Source organism: Skermanella rosea (genome assembly GCF_016806835.2).
Classification (GTDB): Bacteria; Pseudomonadota; Alphaproteobacteria; order Azospirillales; family Azospirillaceae; genus Skermanella; species Skermanella rosea.
Window position 1 is genome coordinate 107,149 of record NZ_CP086113.1, and the last position, 14,211, is coordinate 121,359.

The 14,211-nt window shown below is 68.8% G+C and carries 12 protein-coding genes; 8 read left to right on the forward strand and 4 right to left on the reverse strand.

The annotated features are described in order from the left end of the window. Positions 1–353 precede the first annotated feature (353 nt). Positions 354–1,079, forward strand: a complete 726-nt coding sequence (locus tag JL101_RS31840) for a response regulator (protein WP_202684160.1) — start codon at positions 354–356, stop codon at positions 1,077–1,079. Further along, positions 1,076–2,506 (forward strand): ATP-binding protein, encoded by a 1,431-nt coding sequence (locus JL101_RS31845; protein ID WP_228435615.1) that lies wholly within the window; start codon positions 1,076–1,078, stop codon positions 2,504–2,506. The genes JL101_RS31840 and JL101_RS31845 overlap by 4 nt, the downstream gene beginning before the upstream one ends. A 141-nt stretch (positions 2,507–2,647) precedes the next feature. Here the strand turns inward: JL101_RS31845 and JL101_RS31850 are convergent, their stop codons facing one another. The 3 genes from JL101_RS31850 to JL101_RS31860 form a co-directional block, all read right to left on the reverse strand. Beyond that, on the reverse strand, positions 2,648–3,148 hold the full coding sequence (locus JL101_RS31850; protein ID WP_203099434.1) for a lipocalin-like domain-containing protein: 501 nt from the start codon (positions 3,146–3,148) through the stop codon (positions 2,648–2,650). A gap of 104 nt (positions 3,149–3,252) precedes the next feature. Continuing rightward, entirely contained in the window at positions 3,253–5,472 is a 2,220-nt protein-coding gene (locus JL101_RS31855) for a xanthine dehydrogenase family protein molybdopterin-binding subunit (protein WP_203099435.1), read from the reverse strand. A 3-nt stretch (positions 5,473–5,475) separates the two neighbouring features. After that, on the reverse strand, positions 5,476–5,928 hold the full coding sequence (locus JL101_RS31860) for a (2Fe-2S)-binding protein (protein WP_203099436.1): 453 nt from the start codon (positions 5,926–5,928) through the stop codon (positions 5,476–5,478). A 221-nt stretch (positions 5,929–6,149) separates the two neighbouring features. On the opposite strand from JL101_RS31860, the gene JL101_RS31865 reads away from it, so the two are divergent. After that, positions 6,150–7,199 carry an AraC family transcriptional regulator gene (locus JL101_RS31865; protein ID WP_203099437.1) on the forward strand — a complete coding sequence of 350 codons (1,050 nt, stop codon included), beginning with the start codon at positions 6,150–6,152 and terminating at the stop codon, positions 7,197–7,199. On the opposite strand, the gene JL101_RS31870 is transcribed toward JL101_RS31865, so the two are convergent. Next, on the reverse strand, positions 7,151–7,588 hold the full coding sequence (locus JL101_RS31870; protein ID WP_203099438.1) for a GFA family protein: 438 nt from the start codon (positions 7,586–7,588) through the stop codon (positions 7,151–7,153). The two genes, JL101_RS31865 and JL101_RS31870, sit on opposite strands and share 49 nt — an antisense overlap. Positions 7,589–8,111: 523 nt before the next feature. Here JL101_RS31870 and JL101_RS31875 point away from each other — a divergent pair. The 5 genes from JL101_RS31875 to JL101_RS31895 all read left to right on the forward strand — a co-directional run bounded on the left by JL101_RS31875 (position 8,112) and on the right by JL101_RS31895 (position 14,196). Continuing rightward, entirely contained in the window at positions 8,112–8,576 is a 465-nt protein-coding gene (locus tag JL101_RS31875; protein ID WP_203099439.1) for a (2Fe-2S)-binding protein, read from the forward strand. Between the two features lie 11 nt (positions 8,577–8,587). Beyond that, on the forward strand, positions 8,588–10,903 hold the full coding sequence (locus tag JL101_RS31880) for a xanthine dehydrogenase family protein molybdopterin-binding subunit (protein WP_203099440.1): 2,316 nt from the start codon (positions 8,588–8,590) through the stop codon (positions 10,901–10,903). Between the two features lie 80 nt (positions 10,904–10,983). Beyond that, positions 10,984–11,568: a class I SAM-dependent methyltransferase gene (locus JL101_RS31885; RefSeq protein WP_228435616.1), complete on the forward strand. Its 585-nt coding sequence runs from the start codon at positions 10,984–10,986 to the stop codon at positions 11,566–11,568. A gap of 136 nt (positions 11,569–11,704) precedes the next feature. Further along, complete coding sequence (locus JL101_RS31890) at positions 11,705–12,622, forward strand: SDR family oxidoreductase (protein WP_203099442.1); 918 nt, start codon at positions 11,705–11,707, stop codon at positions 12,620–12,622. Between the two features lie 227 nt (positions 12,623–12,849). Next, positions 12,850–14,196, forward strand: a complete 1,347-nt coding sequence (locus tag JL101_RS31895; RefSeq protein WP_267133577.1) for a recombinase zinc beta ribbon domain-containing protein — start codon at positions 12,850–12,852, stop codon at positions 14,194–14,196. The last annotated feature ends 15 nt before the right edge of the window (positions 14,197–14,211 follow it).

Sequence of the window (14,211 nt, forward strand, 5' to 3'; positions counted from 1 at the left end):
GGAGCCGGGACCGAGGGCCTCGGCGGGAGCGGCGGAGAATCTCCTGGGACATGTCATGCTGGCTGGTTCCCGGTTGCGTGCTGAGAAACGGAAGCGCCCGAACCCCTGGGACGGTCTGCTTCGGGAAGCGGGAGGGTGTCTGGCGCCATCACCTCCGCCGCGTCCAGGATCACCCTAACCACCGCCTGTCGCACTCCTGTGCCGGGACTGTCCGCCCTTGTACCGAATTGTATCAGCGCTGCGGCCAAAGCCCCGGTTTACAGGGCTCCTGGAATATCTTGATACAATTCCGTCCAGGCATCTCGCGGCGGACGCAGTATAAGGATGACTGTGTTCAGCGTTCGGGACCGATCATGGACTCCGTGCCCCACATCGCCGTCGTCGACGACCATCGCGACATTCGCGATCTTGTCGGAAAATACCTTCAGCAGCAGGGCTACCGCGTCAGCACGGTGGAGCATGGCGCGGCGTTGCGCCGCCTCCTGGAGCGGAAGGCACCGGATCTCATCGTCCTCGACATCATGATGCCGGGCGAAGACGGGCTCACCCTCTGCCGCGAGCTGCGGGCCGGCCCCGGCGGGGGGGTCCCCATCATCTTCCTGACCGCCCGGACGGACGAGACCGATCGTGTGATCGGCCTGGAACTCGGGGCGGACGACTACCTGGTCAAGCCGTTCTCCTCGCGCGAGCTCCTGGCGCGCATCAAGGCGGTGCTGCGCCGCGCCAACAGCCTGCCGCACCAGCGGACCGCCCGCAGGGCCGGGATGGTGCGCTTCGATCGCTGGGTCCTCGACCTCGGCCGGCGGGAGCTCCAGGGCGAGGACGGGGTGGGCGTGCCGCTGTCGACGGCGGAGTTCCGGCTGCTCAAGGTGTTCGTCGAGCATCCCGGCATGGTTCTCAGCCGCGACCAGCTCCTCGACCTCACCGTCGGGCGCGAGGCCGATCCCTTCGACCGCTCCATCGACAACCAGGTCAGCCGCCTGCGCCGCAAGGTGGAAGCCGACCCGAAGTCCCCGACCATCATCCAGACCCATTGGGGCGGCGGCTACAGCTTCATGCCGGAGGTCTTCTCCTCGTGACGCGCCTTCTCACCTGGTGGCGCAAGCGCCTGTCCGTCCAGCTTCTCGCCTCCATGCTGGTCGCGCTCTTCGCCTCCCAAACGGTCGGGATGTGCATTTCCTGGGATCAGTTCCTCACGGACCTGCGCGCAGCCGCGCGCACCGAACTCAGCAGCCGCGCGGCGGCCGTGGCCCGGCTGGTCGAAACCCTGCCGCCGGCGCTTCAATCCGATATCGCCCGCGTCAACAGCACGGACTACACCCGCTTCTGGATATCCGAGGACCCGGCGCCCGCCCCCGGACCGTGGGTGGGCGAGGCGTTCGAGCGTTTCAAGGTGCCTCTGCGGACGCTCCTGAACGGATCGGGCCAAGCCATGCCGGCGGGCAGCCCGGCCGCGAGAACGCCGCTGCCCGAGGACGCGACCGCCGCGCATCTCCTGAAGGGTATGGCCTGGACGGCGCCGCCCGCGGATCGGGCGGATCTGCCGGCGCGGGCGCTCTATCTCGACTATGCCGAACGCAACGGCGCCGGGGTGATCGTCCCGCTCAACGACGGCCGGGTTCTCAACGTCGCCTTCTACAAGCATTTCATGCCGTCGATCTGGGACACCCACCTCCCGGTGTCGCTCGCGTTGACGGCGGTCCTCGTCTCCCTCGTGGGCGTCCTGACCGTGCGGCGCATCGTGCAGCCCCTGCGCCAACTCACCAAGGCCGCGGAGATGCTCGGGCGCGGCGAGGCGGTGACGCCGCTGCGCGAATGCGGCCCGGACGACATCCGCCGTACGGCGGAGGGGTTCAACCGCATGCAGGAGCGCCTGCACCGCTTCGTGGAGGACCGGACGCGCATGCTGGCGGCGATCGGCCACGACCTGAGGACGCCTTTGACCACGCTGCGCCTGCGCGCCGAGCTGGTGGAGGATCCCGACCTTCAGGAGCGGATGCTCGACACTATCGACGAGATGCAGGCGATGACCGAGGCGACGCTGTCGCTCGCGCGCCAGGAGACCAATGCCGAGCCGACCCGCACGATAGACCTCTCGGCCCTGGTCGAGAGCGTCTGCGACGACCTGGCCGAGATCGGGCAGTCCGTCGTCTTCGTCGGAGGCGGACGGGTGAACTACCGCTGCCGGCCGGACGGCCTCCGGCGCACCATCCGCAACCTGATCGAGAATGCCGTGCGCTACGCGGGCCGGGCCGAGGTGCGGCTGATCACCACGCGCTCGACGGTCGAGATCGTCGTCGAGGACGACGGGCCGGGCATTCCCCTCGACAACATGGAGGAGGTCTTCGCGCCCTTCTTCCGCCTGGAGGCTTCGCGCTCGCGCGAGACGGGCGGCGTCGGTCTCGGCCTCTCGATCGCCCGCGCCATCGCCCGCCAGCATGGCGGCGACGTGGTCCTGTCGCTGCGCCATCCCGGTCTGAAAGCCGCCGTCGTCCTGCCGGCCTGAGCACGGCGGGGGATGGTGGCGGCCCCGGCGGGAAACGCGGGGCCTCGTCGTGGCGGCCCCATGCCCGCTGTGGGGCCCGTCAGGTCAGCGGAGGCTAGCGCGCGCGGCGCCGCGCCCCAATAAGCGATTCGGGCTGCAACTTTACCTGACGCGCTCCCACTCGATGACGATTCTCAAACCGCCCGGTCTGGTGAACGTCTCCCGCATCCTGTCTCCGTCCACGGTCAACCGAAGCTGCTCGGTGGTGCGCGCACTGCCGATCCAATTGGGAAAGGTCGATCCCTCCACGGTATTTCCGCTGAACTCCCCGTTCTCGTCGACGGTGTAGGTTCCGTAGAAGCCGATCGCGCCGGCCATCGCCGCCGCGTTCTCTTCGGCCGTGCCCCCGCCGCGGGCATCGGAGCCGAACCGCGGTATGCGCGGATCGTGAAGAACGGCGATGTAATGCATGTCCGGCGCAAACACGAGCATGCCCTGCGGCTTCGGGCCGTAGGGCAGGATGTTGTCGGTCTCCGGATTGGCTACTGCGCTCACGACCCTCCAACTCCCCAGGATCTTGTTCTCCGCTGCCGTCGCGGCGGACGCGAACAAGACGGCCAGAGCACTGGCGACGAGCAGGCTCCGTCGTAGACCCTGAATCATTCGGTTCTCCTCAATCGAGAATGTCGGCCATCGGGAAAATCGCCGATCCGGCGCCGGCCGGGGCGGACCGCCCCGGCCGGCGCCGGAGTTCATGGCCGTGCCGTTCAGGCTTCGAGAGCCGCCAGTACGCGGTCCGGCAGGAACGGAAAATGCCGAAGCCTCACGCCACCGGTCAGCCGGGCTATCGCATTGGCGATCGCCGGGCCGGTGGGCGGAAGGCCGGCCTGGCCGATACCGCCGACCGGGCTTCCTGGCGTGGGCACCACGGCGACCTCGATCTCGGGCGCCTCGGACATGCGGATCACCCGGTAGGTGTCGAAGTTCGACTCCTCCACCTCGCCATCGACGACGTTGATCTGCTCGAACAGCGCATGGCCGGTCCCGTTCGTTATGCCGACGATCATCATGGCCTCGATATGGAGCGGTTGGATCGCCATGCCAGGATCGATCGCGCACCAGACCTTGTGCACCCGGATCCGTCCGGTTTCCCGGTCGAGCGACACCTCGGCGACCTGAGCGCAATGCGAGCCGAAAGCGTCGGAGTAGGCCAGGCCGATTCCCCGGCCTTCGCGCTCCCGAGTCCAGTCCGCCATCCGGGCGACGGTCTCGATCACCGCGCACGCACGGGGCTGGTCTCTCAGGAGCTCCAGCCTGAGCGCGACGGGGTCGATGCCCCTGGCGGCTGCGATCTCGTCGACGACGCATTCGATCGCGAACCTCGTGTAGCCCACCCCGACCGCGAACCAGAACCCGATGTCCAGTCCGCTTTCCTGACGCAGATACTCGACGTGATGAGCCGGCACCGCGTAATTGAAATGAGCGCCTTCGGTCACGACCTCGTCGTGACCGCCCTTGCCATCGAACAGTTCCGGCATGGTGCGGGCGAACACGGAGTCAGCCACGATGCGGTGCCGCCAGCCGAGGATGTGCCCGTCGGCGTCGAGCCCGACCTGTATGTGCTGGGCCTCCAGCGGCCGGAACTTGTCGTGCCGCATGTCGTCCTCGCGGCTCCAGATGACCTTGACCGGCCGTCCCTCCGCGGCCCTCGCCAGCGAGACCGCATCGACGATGAAGTCTCTCTCGGCCTTGCGTCCGAACCCGCCGCCGAGCAGGGTCGTGTGCACCCTGACCTTGTCGGGCATGGTGCCGATCACCTCGGCCGCGAAGCCCTGCGTGCCCGTCGGTCCCTGGGTCGGCGCCCAGATCTCCACCCTGTCGCCGATGACGAGCGCCGTGGCGTTCATCGGCTCCATGGTCGCGTGGGAGACATGGTCGCTCATATAGTCCACCTCGATCACCGTCGCGGCCCCCGAGATGGCGGCCTGCGCGTCGCCGGCAACATGCGCGGGAACGCCTCGGCGTCCGAGATCGCGGCCGATGGCGCGATACGCCTCGAGCAGGTGCCGGCTGGTGTAGTCGCGGACCCGGGACCCGGTGCTCCACGCAACTTGAAGCAACTCCTTCGCGCGTCTGGTCGCCTCGACCGTCTCGCCGATGATGCCGACCCCATAGGACAGCGGGACGATATGGGTCACGCCCGGCACCGCCCTGGCTTCGGTATCGTCGATGGCGGTGGGCCGTTCGCCCTGGACCGGCGCCCGCAGCACCGCTCCGTAGAGCATGTCCGGAAGCTGGACGTCGATACCGAACACGGCGGTTCCATCGATCTTCGAGGGCACGTCGACGCGCCGGATCGTGCGCTTCCCGATATAACGCCACCTGTCGCTCGGCTTCAGATCCGCCTCGCTCACCTGAGGGAGCGGTTCCGGCAGCGGTCCGTTCGCGGCGATCTCACCGTAGTCGAGCGCGCGGCCTGAGACGGGATGCACGACCCTGCCGGGTTCGGTCGAGAGCTCGCCCACCGGCACGCGCAGCATGCCGGCCGCGGCCGCCAGCAGGACCATGCGGGTCTGGGCGCCGGTCAGTCGAAGCAGCGCGTGATACCCGCGCGTGGACTCGCTGCCACCGGTGAGCTGGATCCCGTAGAAGCCCGGATTGCCATAGGTCTCCGCGTCGGAGGGAGCCTGGACGATGCGCACCCGGTCCCAATCGGCGTCCATTTCCTCGGCGACGAGCAGCGGCAGCGTGGTCATGATGCCCTGGCCCATCTCGACGGCCGGCGAGATGATGGTGATCGTTCCGTCATCCGCGATCGTCACCCAGGCATTCGGGCGGAAGCCGCCCTCGGCGGCGCGGGCGGCCGTAGCGCCGACGGCAGGCAGCGGCAGGCTGCCGAACGCGACCGCGATCCCGAGGCCGCCGGCCGTGACGAGGAAGCTGCGCCGCGACACTGCGCGGGTCCGAGGCTGAAAAGTCGTGGCCATGGCTCATCCCTCCCGCGACGCGCGCTCGACGGCGGCGATGATGCGGACATAGGTCCCGCAGCGGCAGATATTGCCGTCCATGTGCTCGATGATCTGCTCGCGGGTGGGGACGGGAGTGCGTTCGAGGAGTGCGGCAGCCTGCATGATCTGCCCGGACTGACAATAGCCGCACTGCGGCACCTGCTCCGCGACCCAGGCCTTCTGCAGCGGATGGCCGGCATCGGGCGAGAGGCCCTCGATGGTCGTGACCTCGCGTCCCTCGACATCCTCAAGCCATGTGACGCAGGAGCGGACGGGCTCCCCATCGACATGGACGGTGCAGGCACCGCACTGCGCGATGCCGCAGCCGTACTTCGTGCCGGTGAGCTTGAGATGTTCGCGGATGACCCACAGCAGCGGGGTTTCGGGGCCGGCGGCGATATCCACCGCGCGCCCATTGATGATGAACGCCGTCATGAACGTTTCTCCTCTGCCTGATGGCTTGCGCGATGGTCGATGTCGCGGGGCGCGGCCGGAACGGAGGCTTGCCATGCGGCCGTTGCCCCGGCGCCGACAAGGCCGGGGCGAGCGGCTGACCATCGGAACCCGATGCCGGGCGCCGCTACGATAGGCAGTCGCGGAAATACGGTCTATGCTACAGGGTCCGAAATATCTTCGCGATCGTCCGGAGGAGCTCCATGGATCCGCTGTCGGATGTATTGTCGCTGCTGAAGCCGCGAAGCTACGTGTCGTCGGGGTTCGATGCGGGAGGCGACTGGTCGATCCAGTTTTCCAACCAGCAGAATCGCATGAAGTGCTACGCCGTCGTGTCGGGCGAATGCTGGTTGTCCGTCGATGGCGTCGCCGAGCCGGTGAAGCTGAGATCGGGGGAGTGTTTCGTGCTGCCGAGCGGGCGGAATTTCCGCCTTGCCAGCGATACTGCCCTGACGCCTGTCGACTCCGGCAAGTTCTTTCCGCCGGCCCGCCCGGGCGGCGTCGTGACGGTCAAGGGCGGCGGCGATTTCTACCTCGTCGGCAGCCGCTTCGCCGTCAGCGGCAGGAACTCGGGCAGCCTCCTCAGGATGCTGCCGCCCGTCGTGCGGATCCGCAGGGGGTCGGAGCAGGCGGCGCTGCGCTGGTCGGTCGAGCGGATGCGGGAGGAGCTGCGCGAGCAGCGGCCGGGCAGTTCGCTCATTGCGCAGCACCTCGCGCACATGATGCTGGTCCAGGCCCTGCGGCTGCATCTCGACGACGGGCCCGCCGGCGGCGTCGGATGGTTCTTCGCCCTCGCGGACAAGCAGCTCGGCGCCGCGATTTCCGCCATCCACGCCGACCCCGGGTATCGCTGGACACTGAGGGAACTCGCCGAGCGTGCCGGCATGTCCCGCTCGATCTTCGCCCTGAGGTTCAAGGAAGCGGTTGGGGAGACGGCAATGGACTATCTGGCGCGCTGGCGCATGCTGCTCGCCGGTGACAGGTTCGAGAACACCGCCGACCCCGTGTCCGTCGTTGCCCTGTCGCTCGGCTACGAGTCCGAAAGCGCCTTCAGTACAGCCTTCAAGAGGGTCATGGGCTGCACGCCCAGGCAGTATGGCCGCGACGCGTCCCTGCCGCGCGATCCGCCCGACGGCACCGGTCCCGCCCAAGCCGATCGGCAGGGTCCGGCGCCGCCCCGTGTCCGCGGCGAGCGCGGGTCCGTTCATTCGCCGATGATGCGCGCCTCCCGCACAGAACCGAAGTCGCCGTGACCGGGCCAGGCTCGCCCGCCGGAATAGCGCAACTCGCTTCCGGCAAGATCGCTCTCGTCCGCGAGCCTCATGTTGACGCCCATCATGGCGGTTCCGAACTTTTCGACGGCGCCTTCGGTCAGCGTGAAATGCGTCGTCGATCCGCACCTGGGGCAGAATCGGACTTCATTGCCCGGCTCCGCCTTGTCCTCCCGGATGTAACTGCTCGCCGCTCCCTCGACCCGGACCTGGGATGGATGGAAATAGGCCCAGCGAACGCCCGCTTTGCTGCAAAGGGTACAGTTGCACTCGTTGATGTAGTCCGGTCGCCTGTCGAACTCGATGCGGACCTGGCCGCAGTGGCAGGAGAGCTTCAGTATGAAGGGTCCTCCTCGAAACTGGTGGAACATGCGGGCGGCATGCACGGACGGGCGGATCGCTTCGTCGCTCCGGTCGGCCGACGTCCGGTACGGCCCGGCATCGAGGTCCTGAAGCCCCTGATCGACCTCGGATGCCGACCACGACGTCGCCGGGCCGAGTCCGCCGGAAGCCGCCCGGACGAATTTGTATCAGAATAAGCCAAGGTTCTCGTCGGCTGGGGCTTCGACCGTCGCGGCTGATACAAACCGTTACAATGGCCGACAATCCCGGCACAGGGCTGCGACAGGCAGCGGTTAGGTTGATCCTCGAAGCGGCCGGGACGACGGAACGGGACATCCTCCCGGTCTCGCAAGCCAGCGTCCGCGACGATCTCGGCACCGGCACCCCCTCGGACGGCATTTCGGCCAGGAATGCCTATCGATTCCTCGAAAGGCGCACGAACGATCCCCGGGAGTACGGGATGGATCGGAAAGGCCTGTCACGCTCATCGAACGCCGGACCCAACGAACCCCGTGCTCCGCGGGAAGATCCGGCACAGCCAATGGAGACTGCATGATAACCCTCACCGTCAACGGCTCGGTCATCGACCTCGCGGCGCCTGACGACAAGCCCCTCCTGTGGGCGCTGCGCGAGGACTTGGGCATCCTCGGCGCCAAGTACGGCTGCGGCGTCGCCCAATGCGGCGCCTGCCGCGTCCTCGTGGACGGTCGATCGTCGCCCTCCTGCGCGATTTCCCTCGGCGAGGTCGCGGGCGCGTCCGTGATCACGGCGGAAGGCCTCGCCGGCGCGGACGGCGCGCTGTCCGTCGTGCAGCGGGCCTGGATCGACGAACAGGTGCCCCAGTGCGGCTTCTGCCAGCCGGGCTTCCTAGTCGCCGCGACGGCCCTCCTGGCACGCGTACCCAGCCCCACCGACGCCGACATCGACGAGGCGATCACCAACATCTGCCGCTGCGGCACCTATCCGCGCATCCGCCGCGCGATCCATCGCGCCTCCGCCATGCTGGCCGAGGGGTAAGGGAAAAAGCCATGCCCCGCCACCTGTCACGACGCACCTTCCTCATCACCGGTGCCGTCATCGCCGGCACGGCCGCCACCGCCGCCGTCGCCGGCGTCGGCTATCTGTCCACGATCGATGTGGACGGATCCGCCGGTTACATCGACGGCGACCGCGCCGTCCTCAACGCATTCGTCGTGATCCACCCGGATGGCCGGGTGGTTGTCAACGTGCCGCGCACCGAGATGGGTCAGGGCATCCACACCGGGCTCGCCATGCTCGTCGCCGAGGAGTTGGACCTGCCGTTCGACGGGCGCATCACCGTCGAGCATCCAATCGAGGATCTCGCGGCGTACGCCAACTGGGCGCTGCCCCTCGGAACCCGTCCGGAGGAAGCGAGCGGGCCCGCCGTCTGGATCGGCCGGCGGATCCTCGGCGCCCTGCGTGCGAACGCGACCGGCGGTTCGTCGTCGATGTACGGCCTGTGGACGCCGATGCGTGCCGCGGGCGCCGCGTCGAGGCACATGCTGGTCACGGTGGCAGCCGCGCGGCTCGGCGTGCCGGCGGCCGAGCTTGCGACCCGGGATGGCGCCGTCGTTCACGCGGGCTCGGGACTGGCGATCCCCTATGCCGATCTCGCGCTCGACGCGGCCGCCGTTTCCCCGCCCCGGATCCCGGCGCTCAAGTCCGAAGCGGACTGGCGGCTGATCGGCACGTCCCAGCCTCGCCTGGACCTGCCGGCGAAAGTCCGGGGAGCCCCGGTGTTCGGCGCCGATGTGGTGCTGCCGGACATGCTGCACGCGTCGATCCGCCAGGCGCCGGTGTTCGGAAGCAGTGTCGTCCGGGTCGCCAACATGGCGGAAGTCCGCACGCAGCCGGGTGTTGTCGACGTCGTCGTGATCGATGGCGAGAGCGTGGCGGTGATCGCCCGATCCTGGTGGCAGGCCGAACAGGCTGCCGGCCGGCTCGATGTTGAATGGACCGGGACGGACGCGGACGATGTCTCCAGCGCCGGTCTGTCGGAACGGATGCAGGCGCTGCTCGACGGCGGCGATGCCTACGAGAACCTTGCGGAAGGTCCCGGCTTTCCTGACGGCTCGCCGATCATCCTCGAAGCGGCCTACGAGGCGCCGCTCGTCGCCCACGCCTGCATGGAGCCGATGAACGCGACCGTCCTCGTCCGAAGCGATGGAACGGCTGAAGCATGGGTTCCGGCGCAATCTCCGATAGCTCTACGCTGGGGTGTCTCGAGGGGCGCGGGCCGGGCCGGCGTCGATCTGTCGTCCGTCACCTGCCATATCCTGACGAACGGGGGCGGCTTCGGTCGCCGGACCGAACTGGACGTTTCGCTGCAGGCGGCGTATCTGGCGGCGCTCTTCCCGGACCGGCCCGTGAAACTGATGTGGTCGCGCGAAGAGGATATCGGCCGTGGCGTCTTCCGCAGCCATGCCGCCGGGCGCCTGCGTGCCGCCCTGGGACCGGACGGCCTGCCGGTCGCCTATGAGGCGGTCGTTGCGGCACAGTCCCTCCTCCAGTCCTTCCGGAGCCGCTTGATGCCCATCGGCGACGGCGGCAGCCCCGACGGCGACTTCACAACCGTCCAAGGGTTGGACAAGCCCTATTACGGCATCGCGGCGCGGCGCGTGGCTTCCCATCACGTTCCTTCTCACCTCCCGATCGGCCACTGGCGTTCCAACGGATACTCTTTCAACACCTTCTTCGCCGAATCCTTCATCGACGAATGCGCGCATCTGGCCGGGGCGGATCCCGTGGATTACCGCCGCGCCCTGCTTCGCGACAGCCCCCGCCATCTCGCCGTGCTCGAGCGCGTCGCTGCGTTGGCCCGCTGGGGCGAACCGCTGCCCCGGGGCCGGGGGCGCGGGATCGCCATCGAGGAAGCGTTCAGGAGCATCGTGGCCCAGGTCGTCGAGGTCACCGTGGCCACGGACGGCGAGATCACTGTCGATCGGGTCTTCTGCGCAATCGACGTCGGCATCGCGGTGAATCCGGACGCGGTGATCGCGCAGATGGAGGGCAGCATCTTCTACGGACTCACCACCGCCTTGATGAGCGCGATCACGATCGAGAACGGCGCGGTGGTGGAATCGAATTTCCACGACTTTCCCATGCACCGCCTGCACAACGCACCGGACGTCGCCGTCGAGATCATGGACAGCGGCGAGCTCCCTGGCGGTGCGGGAGAGCCGGGCGTCGTCCCGGTCGCTCCCGCCCTTGCCAACGCGATCTTCGACGCCACCGGCCGGCGTCTGCGCTCGCTGCCGCTTGCGGCCACCGAAACCGTCGATGAGGGGCGTACCCGCACGGTTCTGCCGGGGAGCCGGGCATGACGTTCCCGAAACTTCCCGGTCCGGTTCCCGGTGGGCGAGGCGGCGGCGCAACCACTTGGCAAGTCCAATGGTCTGACCGCGTGCGCTTCATTCGTTCCTGGATCACGGAGCCGTTGCGCGTCGCCGCCGTGGTGCCGTCGAGCGCATCGCTCGCCCGACTCATCACGTCGGAAATCGGAGCCGCGCAGTCGCCGGTCCTGGAACTCGGCCCCGGGACCGGCGTCTTCACCAAGGCGCTGCTCGACCGCGGACTTGACCAGGCCGATCTGACGCTGGTCGAATATGGGGCCGAGTTCGTGACGGTTCTGCGCCAGCGGTTCCCGCAGGCGAGAGTTCTGCACCAGGACGCCTCCAGGCTTTCGGCCCTCGACCTGTTTCCTGACGCGGCGGCCGGAGCGGTCGTGAGCGGCCTCGGCCTCCTCTCGATGCCGCCCCGGACCGTCATCGCCATACTCACGGGCGCGTTCGCCTGCCTGCGGCCACGCGGGGCCTTCTACCAGTTCACCTATGGTCCGCGCTGCCCGGTCGCCCGGCCTATCCTCGACCGGCTCGGGCTGAAGGCGCAGCGCATCGGCGGCACCGTCAGCAATCTGCCGCCGGCGTCCGTCTACCGCATCAGCCGGCGCGGACCGCATCGGCCGGGATGGCGAAACCTGTCGCCATGACCGGCCCGCCGGCGCCGTGGTCCGCGGCGCCCGGGCCGCGCGACCCGTGTCCGGGCGAACCGACCGCGGGCCATCCGCCAAGCCGGGCATTCCTGCCGGCTGGCCAGACCAGGGAACCGACAAGGGGATGCGAAGAATGATGAAATGGACCGCAGACGACATGCCCGCCCAGAACGGGCGCTCGGTCGTCGTCACTGGGACCGGCGGCCTGGGCTACGAATGCGCCCGGCTATTGGCGCGCGCCGGGGCGGACGTCATCCTGGCCGGCAGAAACCCGGCCAAGGGCGGCGAGGCGGTGGAGCGGATCCGAGCAGCCGACCGCGATGCCGCTATCGGCTTCGAAAGGTTCGACCTGGCGAACCTGGCCTCGGTCACCGCCTTCGGCGAAAGGATGCGGGCGACCCGCACACACCTCGACCTGCTGATCAACAATGCCGGCATCATGGTACCGCCGACACGGCAGGAAACGGCTGACGGGTTCGAGCTCCAGCTCGGCACCAACCATCTCGGGCACTTCGCCCTGACCGCGCAGCTCCTTCCCTTGCTGCGGCATGGGAAACGCTCCCGTGTCGTCACGTTGAGCAGTATCGCCGCCCGGAGCGGGACGATCGACTTCGACGACCTGAATGCCAGACGGTCCTACAAGCCGATGTCCGTCTATAGTCAGTCGAAGCTTGCCTGCCTCGTTTTCGCCTTCGAACTGCAACGGCGCAGCGAGGCCAATGCCTGGGGCATCGAGAGCGTCGCCGCGCATCCGGGTATAGCGCGAACCGACCTTCTCTACAATTCCACGGGCCGGTGGGACATCAGCCGCCTGGTTCGATCGGTCCTCCCGTTCCTGTTTCAGCCGCCGGCACGGGGAGCCCTGCCGGTCCTCTACGCCGCGACATCGCCGGATGCCAAGCCGGGTGGGTATTACGGCCCCGACAGATTGGGCGAGACGCGCGGGTACCCCGCTCCATCCAGGGTCCCGCCCCGGGCTGTGGACAAGGCGGTGGCCGCCCGGCTCTGGGAGGTATCCGAGGCGCTGACCGGCGTGACCTTCGGTGTATAGGGCTCCAGACAGTAATCGATTCCATGGCCGTGTTAGAGCAAGAGCCGGTCTTCATCGGTTTGGGTATGACACCTCCAGCGGCAGCGGCAGCGGCGAGCGCGTTGCTGATGTCGTCGCCAGAGTGACCAGGCGATAGCCGCGGTAGGACCGGGGCTTGGCGGGCCGGCGAGCCGCTCGCCTGGCACCGCCCGAACCGGGCCACGCTGAGCAACCTCTTCCACAACCCGATCTACGCCGGGGCCTATTCCTACGGCCGACGGCCGACCGATCCGCGCCGCCAGAAGGCCGGGCGGCCCGGGACCGGCCGCCGGGTCGCCGCCCCGGGCGACTGGGCGGTGCTGCTCAAGGACCGCTTCCCCGCCTACATCACTTGGGAGCACTATGAGGCCAACCTTCGCCAACTCGAGGCCAACATGGCGCAGGCCACGGGGGTGAGCCGCGGCGGGACCGCGCTGCTGTCGGGACTGGTGGTCTGCGGCCGCTGCGGCCAGCGGATGACCACCCAGTACAGGAGCAACGGCCACGCCGCGCGCTACGTCTGCAACCGGGCGGCATCCAGCTACGCCGCGCCGCTGTGCCAATCCCTGGTCGCGGCGACCGTGGACGAGGCGGTCACGGCCCTGGTGCTGCAGGCGCTGGAGCCGGCCGCCCTCGAGGTCAGCCTGCGCGCCGCCGAGGACCTCGCCGCCGAACGCGCCGCGGTGCAGCGGCACTGGGCGCAGCGGCTCGAGCGGGCGCGCTACGAGGTGAAGCGGGCGTTCCGGCAATACGACGCGGTCGAGCCCGAGAACCGTCTGGTCGCCCGCACGCTGGAACGGCACTGGGAGGCGGCGCTGGCGGCCGAGGCCGACCTGCGGGCCGAGTACGAGCGCTTCCTCGCGCACCAGCCCGCCGTCCTCAGCGGCGAAGAGCAGGCGGAGATCCGCCGCCTGGCCGCGGATCTGCCGGCGCTCTGGCACGCCCCGACGACGACCATGGCGGACCGGCAGGCCGTCGTCCGCCAGATCCTCGACCGGGTGGTGGTCGGCGTGGAGGGCCACAGCGAGACCGTCACGCTGGAGTGCCGGTGGGCCGGCGGCCACAGCACCCGCACCACGCTGGCCCGGCCGGTCGCCCGCCTGGAACAGCTGAGCACCTACCCGGCGTTGCTGGAGCGGGTCGCCGCCCTGCATGCCGACGGCCGGACGGCGCCGGCGATCGCCGACACGCTCAACGCGGAGGGCTGGGTCCCGCCCAAACGCCGCGGTCCCTTCTCGGCGGCAACTGTCCGGGGCCTGCTCTACCGGCAGGGGCTGAAGCGGTGGCCCAACGAGCGGGCCCGGCGCACCATGACGGCATCCCCGCACGATTGGACGCTGGAGGCCCTGGCCCGTCACCTGGACATCCCGAAGCCGACGCTCTACGCATGGCTTCGCAAGGGCGTGATCACCGGCCGGCTGGTCACCGGGGAGGGCAAGTCAGTCTGGATGATCCAGGCCGACGACGCCGAACTGGCCCGGCTACGGACCTTGCACGCGACGCCACGCATGTGGAACCCGGGCTCGCCCGACCCTGTCGAGGACGGCCCGATGTAATTACGGAGGCATCAT